Genomic DNA, 13,170 nt, shown 5'->3' on the forward strand with positions numbered 1-13,170 from the left:
GTTACAACATGTAAAATTGAGAAAAATTATATATATTGATTACCCTCATATATGTTCGAAAATAAGGTTCGGATGTCTCTACCAGGTTACCGTAAATGACTTGACTATGAAGGTGAATGACAGCGTGGTTAATCCATGTACTAGCATTCACCTTTTTTGATGTAGAGCATAAGGACGCGTAGGATGTAATTTCAGACGCGTTCTTTTCGTATAGAAATGTTAAAATGAGTAGGTAAACAGTTATATTAATATTAAAAGAGGTGGAAACGTTGTCAGCTAGTTCAATTTTACAAGATCAAGAAAAGATTATCGTTCTTGACTTTGGTAGCCAATATAATCAGCTAATTACTCGTCGTATTCGTGAATTTGGAGTTTACAGCGAATTACATGCACATACTATTACTGCAGAAGAGTTAAAAGCAATGAATGCTACAGGGATTATTTTCTCTGGTGGCCCTAACTCTGTATATGATGAAAATGCATTCCATATTGATGAAGAAATCTTCAATTTAGGTCTTCCTATTTTAGGGATTTGCTACGGTATGCAATTAATGACACATGCTTTAGGTGGGAAAGTAGAAAAAGCTGCACACCGTGAGTATGGTAAAGCAGAAATTCAAGTATTGAATGACAATGCATTATTCGGCGAATTACCAAAAGAGCAAGTTGTTTGGATGAGCCATGGTGATTTAGTAACTGTTACTCCAGAAGGCTTTGAAACAATTGCGACAAGTGCTTCATGTCCAATTGCTGCAATGGCTAATGCTGAGCGTAAATTCTATGCAGTTCAATTCCACCCAGAAGTACGTCACTCAGTATACGGAAATGACTTATTACGTCAATTCGTGTTCGATGTATGTAACGCTAAAGGCGACTGGTCTATGGAAAGCTTCGTAGAAATTGAAATTCAAAAAATCCGTGAACAAGTTGGCGACAAAAAAGTTCTTTGTGCACTTTCTGGTGGCGTAGATTCATCAGTTGTTGCTGTTCTTATCCACAAAGCGATTGGTGACCAATTGACTTGTATGTTCGTTGACCACAACTTAAACCGTAAAGGTGAAGTTGAACAAGTAATGAAAACTTTCACAGAAGGTTTCAACATGAACGTTATCAAAATCGATGCTCGTGAACGCTTCATGAGTAAATTAGCTGGCGTTTCAGATCCAGAGAAGAAACGTAAAATTATCGGTAACGAATTTATCTATGTATTCGATGAAGAAGCTTCAAAACTTGAAGGTATGGATTTCCTTGCACAAGGAACTCTTTACACTGATATTATTGAGTCTGGTACAGCAACTGCACAAACAATTAAATCTCATCATAATGTAGGTGGATTACCTGAGGATATGCAGTTCGAACTTATCGAACCATTAAAAACATTATTCAAAGACGAAGTACGTGCACTAGGTTCTGAACTTGGACTAGCTGATGAAATCGTATGGCGTCAACCATTCCCAGGTCCGGGTCTTTCAATCCGCGTACTTGGTGAAGTAACAGAAGAAAAATTAAACATTGTACGTGAATCAGATGCTATCTTACGCGAAGAAATCGCTAAACATGGTTTGGATCGCGACATTTGGCAATACTTCACAGTACTTCCTGATCTGAAAAGCGTAGGTGTAATGGGTGACCAACGTACTTACGATTATGCAATCGGTATCCGTGCCGTAACGTCAATCGACGGTATGACTTCTGACTGGGCACGTATCCCATGGGAAGTTTTAGAAAAAATCTCAGTACGTCTAGTAAACGAAGTTGATCATATCAACCGCGTACTGTATGACATTACTTCTAAGCCACCAGCAACTATTGAGTGGGAATAATAATATTAAAGCTTGGAGAGCCTACATTAGTAGGTTTTCCAAGCTTTTTTTGTTTGCCTGATATCAATATACTTCATGACCTAGTCTATCTGAATAATGTTCAGAGTAGTCTTCTCAGTTAAAAGTAGAATATACTTTTTCGAATTTCTGCATTCGAATATAAATATTTTTGGTGGGCATTAAAACCTGAACGTTTCCATGACTCTATTGAATTTAAAGATGTAGTGAATGGATATGTAGAAAAAAGTATGGAAAACTATAATTGACAACGGAAGGATTTTTATAAAATAGATGAAAAATTCTATAAACTTTTAGCTTATCAAAAAAATATTAAGAAATTTGCCGAAATTACGACTGAATTGTAAATGCTGTGTAAAGAGCATGTTAAAACTCTGTGAAAAGCCAACGCAGAAAGTTAGTATTTTTTATAATAAATGTGATAAAACATGAAGGAGTGGCAGCATGGAGTTAAATTGGCAGGAAATGATTTTTCAATTCTTGGGAGGCCTAGGACTCTTTTTATTTGCAATTAAATACATGGGTGATGGTCTGCAAAAAGCAGCCGGAGACCGTTTAAGAGATTTATTAGATCGTTTTACGACAAATCCATTTATGGGTGTCTTAGTAGGGATTTTTGTCACAGTACTTATTCAGTCGAGCTCCGGGACAACCGTTATTACGGTCGGTTTAGTCAGCGCGGGCTTTATGACATTACGACAAGCGATTGGTGTCATTATGGGGGCAAATATCGGGACGACGGTTACAGCCTTCATCATTGGGATTAATATAGGGGAGTATGCATATCCTATTATGGCACTTGGGGCAGTTCTGTTATTTTTCTTTAAGAAAAGTAAGATTCAAAATATTGGTCAAGTATTATTTGGTTTCTCAGGTTTATTTATCGGACTAGAGTTGATGTCGAGTGGTATGAAGCCATTACGTGATTGGCCGGCCTTTATTGATTTAACATTAAACATGAGTGATTCTCCGATACTTGGTGTTATTGTTGGTGCAATATTTACGCTAATTGTACAATCATCTTCTGCAACAGTTGGTATTTTACAGGGCTTGTATGCAGAAAACTTAATAACGCTTCATGGTGCGTTGCCAGTACTTTTCGGTGATAATATTGGGACGACGATTACGGCGATACTGGCAGCATTAGGGGCTTCTGTTGCCGCAAGACGTGCAGCGGCAACACATGTATTATTTAATGTTTTTGGTTCAATCATTTTCTTGCTCGTGCTTGGGCTATTTACGAATTATATAGAATGGATTTCTGGTATATTAGGATTAGAACCTAAAATGCAAATTGCCTTCGCGCATGGAACGTTCAATGTTGCCAATACGCTTATTCAACTACCGTTAATTGGTGTATGGGCTTATGTCGTTACCAAGTTGATTCCGGGTGAGGATACTATAGTTGAATATAAACCGAAGTATTTAGATTACTCGTTAATTACAAAATCACCAGGTATTGCGTTAGGACAAGCAAAGCAGGAAGTGGTTCGTATGGGGGGTTTTGGTGTACAAGGATTATCAGCAGCTATGGACTATTTAAAAACGTTAGATGTGAAGCAAGCAAGTACAGCGGCACAATTAGAAGAAGCAATAAATAATCTCGATCAAAAAACAACGGATTATTTAGTAAGTTTATCAAAACAATCATTATCAGGTGTAAATTCTCATATCCATCATGCGCTTCTTGAAAATATTCGTGATATTGAACGTGTTGGTGATCATGTAGAAAACCTAATTGAGCTTATTGATTATAAAGAATCGAATCGCATAAAACTTAGTCAAGAAGCGACGCAAGAGCTAGAAGGAATGTTTGAGCTTGTCATTGAAACAGTAAAAATAGCAATGCATGCGCTTGATACACGTGATGTGTCGTTGGCACAGCAGGTAAGAGCTCAAGAAGAACGTATTGACGAAATGGAACGTAGTTTACGTAAACATCATATTCGTCGATTGAATGAAGGTATTTGCTCGGGTTCAGCAGGCATTGTATTTGCGGATATTATTAGCAATCTTGAACGTATTGGCGACCACGCCAACAACATTGCTGATACGATTTACGAACAAGATTAAGGTAATGAGCATTCTTTCGGGAATGCTTATTTTTTTACCTCAATTTTCAAATGATTCATTAGGTGTATTTTCGTAAACAATTAGAAGACATAAGACATCTAATTGAAGAGCAAATGATGAGGATATCAACAGTCACCCTCAATTTGAAGATAAACGAAATGCTAAAATCGATAACTTGTTTTATAGGATAGATGATCTCATTTGTAAAGTAAGATACGAGATTGACAATTTACTTAATTAAATGATTTAATTTACTTAACGATAGGTAAATAAGAGGTGTAATATGAATAAAGGGAAAGAAACGTATCAACGTGTATTGGATGTAGCTATTTATTTTTTTGCTAAAGAAGGAATTCATAAAACAAGCTTTGCAATGATTGCTAAAGAGTTGGGAATGTCAAAGCCTTCTCTTTATTATTATGTGGAGTCGAAAGATGAACTAATCAAAAGGGTTTTTGATTATATATTTGAAGATTATACATTCGAAAGGTACTTTCAAATAGAAGGCATGACTAAAGAAGATTTGATTGAACAGCTTTATTCAGGTGGTATGAAGTATATAAATGAGATTCAAGAACAGGATATATTGCTGAATTTATTGAGTGAATTTACTTTGTATGCTAATCGAATTAAAGAAGAGGATGAAACTTTTATCGATAAGATAAAGGAAGTACAACAAATGTTTATTGATGGCTTTGTCCAAATTCTACAGAAAGCTACAGAGTTTGGATTAATTGAAAAAAATAATATTCAGGCGAAAGCTGGAGTGTTGGCTTTAATGTTGGATAACATTCTGAATTATAAAATGCTATATATGAAAATAGAAGAGGCTGCTATTTGGCGGCAAACAATTACAGATGTAATAAAGTAATAGGAGTGTAAAAGGGATGAATCATACAACCGTGCATTTGAATTTTTCTAAGGCGGATAAATTATTTTTATGGTTGATTTTGCCGCTCATTGGTTTAGTAATAGGTTATTTTTTGCCTCAAATTTCAGAATGGGCAAGTAAGTTAGATTGGATTCCATTCCAAGGGCCATTTAAGTTGGTCGCTAGTCTAAATGCGGGGTGGGTTATTTTTGCTACGATGGCATTTGGATTGGTAGCGGGTATAATTTTGACTCTAATTATTTATGATGAAATATTGAATATTTACATTAGTGAGGATGCATTAGCCTTTAAAATTGGGAAAGTTGAATTGAGTTATGTCAAAGATGATATTAGCTATATTTATATAGATCATAAAGATTTAGTTCTGATTGGGCATGAAGGTCAGGAACTTTTCAGATATAAAAAAGAAATTAGCACTAAAATATTAAAAGAAGAACTTGGTGAACTGGGTTATCTTTTGAAAGATGGAAATCCGTATAAGGAACAGTTTAAGAAATGGGTACCTGGGTTAACCGATTTATCACTTGAAGCAAATGCATTGTTAAAGGCAAGGGAAATTACGCTTAAAAATGATGCTAGTGAAGAGGCTTTACAAATTGCAGTTGAATTGTGGAAGCTCCATGTTTCGGTAAAAGAGATTGAATCGAAGCAATATTATAGAGTCGTGTAAGGGAAATAACCGAACCTCCTAATCGAAGGAGGACGGTTATTTGCAATTCTTATTGAATATTAATGCCAAGGATAGCGACGATTGCAGTAGCCTGATCATGACGAATAGATAAACCCTTCGCTAATGTTGGATCTAAGTTGATTTGTTCGAAATAACAAGACGATAAATCGATTCCTTTTAAATTTGTATCAGAAAAATCAGCTGCGTTTAGTTCCATTCCTTGAAACGTGACTTGAGTTAATTTTACATCTTGTAAAGTGCTTTCGTTTAATTGGCCATCTTTAAAGGCAACTGCATTCATTTTTGATTCTGAAAATGTACCATAGTTTAAAAGACAATCAACTAATTCAACATTTTTAAGCTGTGTACGGAAGAAGCTGGAACCAATTAGTTTACATGTATCAAATTTGGCGCGATAAAAAACAGATTCTGCAAAATTACAATTTGATAAATCACATTTAGCGAAAATGACATCCAAAAACTCCATTTTAGTAAAATCATCTGTTAGGAATACGCAATTCTCGAATTTAACTTCGCTTAATTGGCGAGTACCAAAGCGACAATCGATTTGACATCCTTTAAGTAAAGAGTTCGCTTCAATTTCTTCTAGCATCATTTCTTCGTTTTCGATAATTGTTAAATAATGTTGCGAAGGTTCTATGATTTTAGGCATATTATAAATCCTCTCCAATCCACTTTGTATCATTTTATCAATAATACGCTAGATACACACTTAATAAATCGCTAAAACATGTATTGTAATAATCTAGTATATCGAGACAAAATAGCTTATTCACGAACTATAATAAAGAAAAATATAAAAACGTTCGGAAAAACTATTGAAAATGAAAACCAAGAATGATATATTATCTAATATAAATAAATAACGTCGTCGTATAATGTCGGGGATATGGCCCGAGAGTATCTACCAAGTTACCTTAAATAACTTGACTACGATTAAAAGAATTGGCTTTGCTGATTCTTTTATAAACTTGTGAGTATGAGTACTTAGCAAGGAATCGTAGACATTCGACTATTTCTATTTAGTTGCATGTCTTTTTTATTCTCTAAGATGTATAAGACGACATACGGAGGATTATCATGAAAAAGTATTTCCAGTTTGAAGAACTTGGAACAAATTATCGTCGTGAGATCATAGGTGGTATTACAACATTCTTAGCGATGGCCTATATTTTAGCGGTGAACCCAGGGATTTTAGGGGACGCTGGTATGGATAAAGGTGCTGTGTTCGTAGCTACAGCATTAGCAGCGGCGGCTGGTTCATTGGTGATGGGGATTTTTGCGAAGTTTCCGATTGCATTAGCACCGGGCATGGGGCTTAACGCATTCTTTGCTTACACAGTAGTATTAACATATGGTATTCCATGGCAAACAGGTTTAACTGGTGTATTCTTCTCAGGAATTATTTTCATTATCTTATCTTTAACAGGTGTTCGTGAAACAGTTATTAATGCTATTCCAACACAATTAAAATATGCAGTATCAGCAGGTATCGGATTATTTGTAACATTTGTTGGTTTAAAAGGTGCAGGAATCATTGTTGCTAATGAAGCAACACTTGTTACTTTAGGAGAGTTTAAAGGTGCAACATTATTAGCAGTTTTCGGTATCGTTATTACAGTCATCTTAATGGCTAGAAATATTAAAGGGTCAATTTTCCTAGGAATTATTATTACTGCAATTGTTGGTATGATTTTTAACTTAATCGCTGTACCAACTGCTATTGTATCAAGTATTCCTGATGTATCTTCAACATTCGGGGTAGCGTTAGATCCTATTAAAGAAGGATTCTCAAATGGATTTAAAGAATTACTCAATGTTCAATTCTTAATCGTTGTACTTACATTTTTATTCGTAGATTTCTTTGATACAGCTGGTACATTAATGGCTGTAGCAAATCAAGCAGGTTTAGTTAAAGACGATAAGTTACCACGTGCAGGCCGTGCTTTAATGGCAGATGCAATTGCAACAACAATCGGTTCTTTATTTGGTACATCAACAACAACTGCTTATGTTGAGTCTTCATCAGGTGTAGCTGCTGGAGCAAGATCAGGTTTTTCTGCAGTTGTCACAGCAGTATTATTTTTACTGGCAATGTTTTTCTTCCCACTTTTAGATGTAATTACTTCGGCAGTAACCGCGCCGGCGTTGGTGATTGTTGGGGTGTTGATGGTTTCATCATTACGTTTAATTGAATGGAATAAATTCGAAATTGCTGTGCCGGCATTCTTAACAATGATCATGATGCCATTAGGTTATAGTATTGCAACTGGTATTGCAGTAGGATTCATCTTCTACCCAATCACAATGTTACTAGCAGGTAGAAAGAAAGAAATTCATCCTTTGATGTATGTATTGTTTTTTGTCTTCCTTGCTTACTTTATCTGGGTACGATAATTAAAACGCTATTATATAGAAGAAGCTCCCTCCAAATGGTAGGGAGCTTCTTCTATATATAAAGAGAGTTAAAGAGTCTTATACTAATTAATAAAACTTTTTAACGGAAAACTATTGCAACATATCACTTAGGGTGATATAGTAAGTAACGTTGTCACCGAGACAATGAAATTACAACTTAATTCCCTAGTTAAAACACTTTTGTATAAAGGTGTTGACAACAAAGTATTAAGTTGTTATGATATAAAAGTTGCTGATTGAGCAACAATATTATATTAAGAGAAACAACTTAAAAGAAATTTTAAAATAGTTGTTGACAACGAAAAGTTATTTTGATATAATAAGTGAGTCGCTGATGAAGTGGCGAACATAATGAACCTTGAAAACTGAACATGCAAGACGTTAATCAATAAATGTTTTTGAACATCAACTCTGTTGGTGGATCAAAACAAAAATAGATATCATCTTCGGATGATACGCTAGCAAAGCTAATGAGCTTTCAAACTACTTTTATGGAGAGTTTGATCCTGGCTCAGGACGAACGCTGGCGGCGTGCCTAATACATGCAAGTCGAGCGAATGATGAAGAAGCTTGCTTCTTCTGATTTAGCGGCGGACGGGTGAGTAACACGTGGGCAACCTACCTAGTAGATTGGGATAACTCCGGGAAACCGGGGCTAATACCGAATAATCCATTTTGTCACATGGCAAAATGCTGAAAGGCGGTTTCGGCTGTCACTACTAGATGGGCCCGCGGTGCATTAGCTAGTTGGTGGGGTAACGGCCTACCAAGGCAACGATGCATAGCCGACCTGAGAGGGTGATCGGCCACATTGGGACTGAGACACGGCCCAAACTCCTACGGGAGGCAGCAGTAGGGAATCTTCCACAATGGACGAAAGTCTGATGGAGCAACGCCGCGTGAGTGATGAAGGTTTTCGGATCGTAAAACTCTGTTGTAAGGGAAGAACAAGTACGTTAGTAACTGAACGTACCTTGACGGTACCTTATTAGAAAGCCACGGCTAACTACGTGCCAGCAGCCGCGGTAATACGTAGGTGGCAAGCGTTGTCCGGATTTATTGGGCGTAAAGCGCGCGCAGGTGGTTTCTTAAGTCTGATGTGAAAGCCCACGGCTCAACCGTGGAGGGTCATTGGAAACTGGGAGACTTGAGTGCAGAAGAGGAAAGTGGAATTCCAAGTGTAGCGGTGAAATGCGTAGAGATTTGGAGGAACACCAGTGGCGAAGGCGACTTTCTGGTCTGTAACTGACACTGAGGCGCGAAAGCGTGGGGAGCAAACAGGATTAGATACCCTGGTAGTCCACGCCGTAAACGATGAGTGCTAAGTGTTAGGGGGTTTCCGCCCCTTAGTGCTGCAGCTAACGCATTAAGCACTCCGCCTGGGGAGTACGGCCGCAAGGTTGAAACTCAAAGGAATTGACGGGGGCCCGCACAAGCGGTGGAGCATGTGGTTTAATTCGAAGCAACGCGAAGAACCTTACCAGGTCTTGACATCCCAATGACCGCTCTAGAGATAGAGTTTTCCCTTCGGGGACATTGGTGACAGGTGGTGCATGGTTGTCGTCAGCTCGTGTCGTGAGATGTTGGGTTAAGTCCCGCAACGAGCGCAACCCTTGATCTTAGTTGCCATCATTTAGTTGGGCACTCTAAGGTGACTGCCGGTGACAAACCGGAGGAAGGTGGGGATGACGTCAAATCATCATGCCCCTTATGACCTGGGCTACACACGTGCTACAATGGACGATACAAAGAGTCGCTAACTCGCGAGGGTATGCTAATCTCATAAAATCGTTCTCAGTTCGGATTGTAGGCTGCAACTCGCCTACATGAAGCCGGAATCGCTAGTAATCGTGGATCAGCATGCCACGGTGAATACGTTCCCGGGCCTTGTACACACCGCCCGTCACACCACGAGAGTTTGTAACACCCGAAGTCGGTGAGGTAACCTTTATGGAGCCAGCCGCCGAAGGTGGGATAGATGATTGGGGTGAAGTCGTAACAAGGTAGCCGTATCGGAAGGTGCGGCTGGATCACCTCCTTTCTAAGGATAATTACGGAAACAGATCTTGGATCTGTCGATTAACGTCTTGCGTTCAGTTTTGAAGGCTCATTGTAAAATGATCTTCAAAACCTTGTTCTTTGAAAACTGGATAAAACGACATTGAAGCAAATTAAGTAACACATTTTTTATTATTAAGTTTTTTAGGCTTAATAACTAACTTTTAGGTTAAGTTATTAAGGGCGCATGGCGGATGCCTTGGCACTAGGAGCCGAAGAAGGACGGCACTAACACCGATATGCTTCGGGGAGCTGTAAGTGAGCTTTGATCCGGAGATTTCCGAATGGGGGAACCCACTGTTCGTAATGGAGCAGTATCTTGACGTGAATACATAGCGTCTTGATGGCAGACCCAGGGAACTGAAACATCTAAGTACCTGGAGGAAGAGAAAGAAAAATCGATTCCCTGAGTAGCGGCGAGCGAAACGGGAATAGCCCAAACCAAGAGGCTTGCCTCTTGGGGTTGTAGGACACTCTATATGGAGTTACAAAGGAATGAGTTAAACGAAGCGGTCTGGAAAGGCCCGCCAGAGCAGGTAACAGCCCTGTAGTTGAAAGTTCATTCTCTCTTGAGTGTATCCTGAGTACGGCGGAACACGTGAAATTCCGTCGGAATCTGGGAGGACCATCTCCCAAGGCTAAATACTACCTAGTGACCGATAGTGAACCAGTACCGTGAGGGAAAGGTGAAAAGCACCCCGGAAGGGGAGTGAAATAGATCCTGAAACCATGTGCCTACAAGTAGTTAGAGCCCGTTAATGGGTGATAGCGTGCCTTTTGTAGAATGAACCGGCGAGTTACGATTACATGCGAGGTTAAGTTTTAGAAGACGGAGCCGCAGCGAAAGCGAGTCTGAATAGGGCGAATGAGTATGTGGTTGTAGACCCGAAACCAGGTGATCTACCCATGTCCAGGGTGAAGGTAAGGTAACACTTACTGGAGGCCCGAACCCACGTACGTTGAAAAGTGCGGGGATGAGGTGTGGGTAGCGGAGAAATTCCAATCGAACCTGGAGATAGCTGGTTCTCTCCGAAATAGCTTTAGGGCTAGCCTCGTGATAAAGAATCCTGGAGGTAGAGCACTGTTTGAACTAGGGGTCCATCCCGGATTACCGAATTCAGACAAACTCCGAATGCCAGTGATTTATGCACGGGAGTCAGACTGCGAGTGATAAGATCCGTAGTCAAGAGGGAAACAGCCCAGACCACCAGCTAAGGTCCCAAAGTAATTGTTAAGTGGAAAAGGATGTGACGTTGCTTAGACAACCAGGATGTTGGCTCAGAAGCAGCCATCATTTAAAGAGTGCGTAATAGCTCACTGGTCGAGTGACGCTGCGCCGAAAATGTATCGGGGCTAAACAATTCACCGAAGCTGTGGATGGACATCTTAGATGTCCGTGGTAGGAGAGCGTTCTAAGTGCTGTGAAGTCAGACCGGAAGGACTGGTGGAGCGCTTAGAAGTGAGAATGCCGGTATGAGTAGCGAAAGACGGGTGAGAATCCCGTCCACCGAATGACTAAGGTTTCCTGAGGAAGGCTCGTCCGCTCAGGGTTAGTCGGGACCTAAGCCGAGGCCGATAGGCGTAGGCGATGGACAACAGGTTGATATTCCTGTACCACCTATTTACCATTTGAGCAATGGGGGGACGCAGTAGGATAGGGTAAGCATGCTGTTGGTTATGCATGTTCAAGCAGTGAGGCGTGAAATGAGGCAAATCCCATTTCTATAACGTTGAGCTGTGATGACGAGGACGTATGTCCGGAGTTCCTGATTTCACACTGCCAAGAAAAGCCTCTAGCGAGGTAAAAGGTGCCCGTACCGCAAACCGACACAGGTAGTCGAGGAGAGAATCCTAAGGTGTGCGAGAGAACTCTCGTTAAGGAACTCGGCAAAATGACCCCGTAACTTCGGGAGAAGGGGTGCTCTAGTAGGGTGAAAGCCCGAGAGAGCCGCAGTGAATAGGCCCAGGCGACTGTTTAGCAAAAACACAGGTCTCTGCAAAACCGTAAGGTGACGTATAGGGGCTGACGCCTGCCCGGTGCTGGAAGGTTAAGAGGAGTGCTTAGCGCAAGCGAAGGTGCGAATTGAAGCCCCAGTAAACGGCGGCCGTAACTATAACGGTCCTAAGGTAGCGAAATTCCTTGTCGGGTAAGTTCCGACCCGCACGAAAGGCGTAACGATCTGGGCACTGTCTCAACGAGAGACTCGGTGAAATTATAGTACCTGTGAAGATGCAGGTTACCCGCGACAGGACGGAAAGACCCCGTGGAGCTTTACTGTAGCCTGATATTGAATTTTGATACATCTTGTACAGGATAGGTAGGAGCCAGAGATTCCGGAGCGCCAGCTTCGGAGGAGGCGTTGGTGGGATACTACCCTAGATGTATTGAACTTCTAACCCATGCCCCTTAGCGGGGTAGGAGACAGTGTCAGGCGGGCAGTTTGACTGGGGCGGTCGCCTCCTAAAGAGTAACGGAGGCGCCCAAAGGTTCCCTCAGAATGGTTGGAAATCATTCGTAGAGTGTAAAGGCATAAGGGAGCTTGACTGCGAGACCTACAAGTCGAGCAGGGTCGAAAGACGGGCTTAGTGATCCGGTGGTTCCGCATGGAAGGGCCATCGCTCAACGGATAAAAGCTACCCCGGGGATAACAGGCTTATCTCCCCCAAGAGTCCACATCGACGGGGAGGTTTGGCACCTCGATGTCGGCTCATCGCATCCTGGGGCTGTAGTCGGTCCCAAGGGTTGGGCTGTTCGCCCATTAAAGCGGTACGCGAGCTGGGTTCAGAACGTCGTGAGACAGTTCGGTCCCTATCCGTCGTGGGCGTAGGAAATTTGAGAGGAGCTGTCCTTAGTACGAGAGGACCGGGATGGACACACCGCTGGTGTACCAGTTGTTCTGCCAAGGGCATCGCTGGGTAGCTATGTGTGGACGGGATAAGTGCTGAAAGCATCTAAGCATGAAGCCCCCCTCAAGATGAGATTTCCCATTACGCAAGTAAGTAAGATCCCTCAAAGACGATGAGGTAGATAGGTTCGAGGTGGAAGTGTGGCGACATACGGAGCTGACGAATACTAATAGATCGAGGACTTAACCAAATTTTACTTAACAAACTTCAATGTGATTTATCCAGTTTTGAGAGAACAAGTTCTCTAAAAGAGAGTTTCAAGACACAAGTAGTACAAGGAAATGAACGAA

The 13,170-nt window shown here is 40.8% G+C and carries 6 protein-coding genes, 2 rRNA genes and 2 riboswitches; of the genes, 7 read left to right on the forward strand and 1 reads right to left on the reverse strand.

The genetic code is table 11. The features are described from left to right. Window positions 1-25: 25 nt before the first annotated feature. Window positions 26-127, forward strand: a riboswitch (purine riboswitch). Window positions 128-269: 142 nt separating this feature from the next. The 4 genes from guaA to MKY02_RS02325 all read left to right on the forward strand — a co-directional run bounded on the left by guaA (window position 270) and on the right by MKY02_RS02325 (window position 5,476). Then, window positions 270-1,823: a glutamine-hydrolyzing GMP synthase gene (gene guaA, locus MKY02_RS02310; protein ID WP_038179363.1), complete on the forward strand. Its 1,554-nt coding sequence runs from the start codon at window positions 270-272 to the stop codon at window positions 1,821-1,823. 462 nt (window positions 1,824-2,285) lie between these two features. Further along, window positions 2,286-3,914, forward strand: coding sequence for a Na/Pi cotransporter family protein (locus MKY02_RS02315; RefSeq protein ID WP_038179361.1), 1,629 nt, complete (start codon window positions 2,286-2,288; stop codon window positions 3,912-3,914). Between the two features lie 283 nt (window positions 3,915-4,197). Next, window positions 4,198-4,785, forward strand: a complete 588-nt coding sequence (locus tag MKY02_RS02320; RefSeq protein WP_038179359.1) for a TetR/AcrR family transcriptional regulator — start codon at window positions 4,198-4,200, stop codon at window positions 4,783-4,785. 16 nt (window positions 4,786-4,801) lie between these two features. Beyond that, complete coding sequence (locus MKY02_RS02325; RefSeq protein ID WP_038179357.1) at window positions 4,802-5,476, forward strand: YqeB family protein; 675 nt, start codon at window positions 4,802-4,804, stop codon at window positions 5,474-5,476. A gap of 49 nt (window positions 5,477-5,525) precedes the next feature. Here MKY02_RS02325 and MKY02_RS02330 read toward each other — a convergent pair whose 3' ends face one another. Then, a complete protein-coding gene (locus tag MKY02_RS02330) occupies window positions 5,526-6,149 on the reverse strand; it encodes a pentapeptide repeat-containing protein (protein WP_038179355.1) in 624 nt (207 codons plus the stop codon). A gap of 199 nt (window positions 6,150-6,348) precedes the next feature. Beyond that, a riboswitch (purine riboswitch) is annotated at window positions 6,349-6,450 on the forward strand. A gap of 127 nt (window positions 6,451-6,577) precedes the next feature. Here MKY02_RS02330 and MKY02_RS02335 point away from each other — a divergent pair. The 3 genes from MKY02_RS02335 (at window position 6,578) to MKY02_RS02345 (ending at window position 13,070) form a co-directional block, all read left to right on the forward strand. Further along, the gene (locus tag MKY02_RS02335; RefSeq protein ID WP_038179353.1) at window positions 6,578-7,894 is read left to right on the forward strand and encodes an NCS2 family permease; all 1,317 of its coding nucleotides are present in this window, start codon (window positions 6,578-6,580) and stop codon (window positions 7,892-7,894) included. 509 nt (window positions 7,895-8,403) lie between these two features. Beyond that, window positions 8,404-9,956 (forward strand): 16S ribosomal RNA (locus tag MKY02_RS02340). Window positions 9,957-10,140: 184 nt separating this feature from the next. Beyond that, window positions 10,141-13,070 (forward strand): 23S ribosomal RNA (locus tag MKY02_RS02345). The 16S and 23S rRNA genes sit together here, the layout of an rRNA operon. The last annotated feature ends 100 nt before the right edge of the window (window positions 13,071-13,170 follow it).

Source organism: Viridibacillus sp. FSL R5-0888 (genome assembly GCF_038009105.1).
GTDB lineage: Bacteria > Bacillota > Bacilli > Bacillales_A > Planococcaceae > Viridibacillus > Viridibacillus arenosi.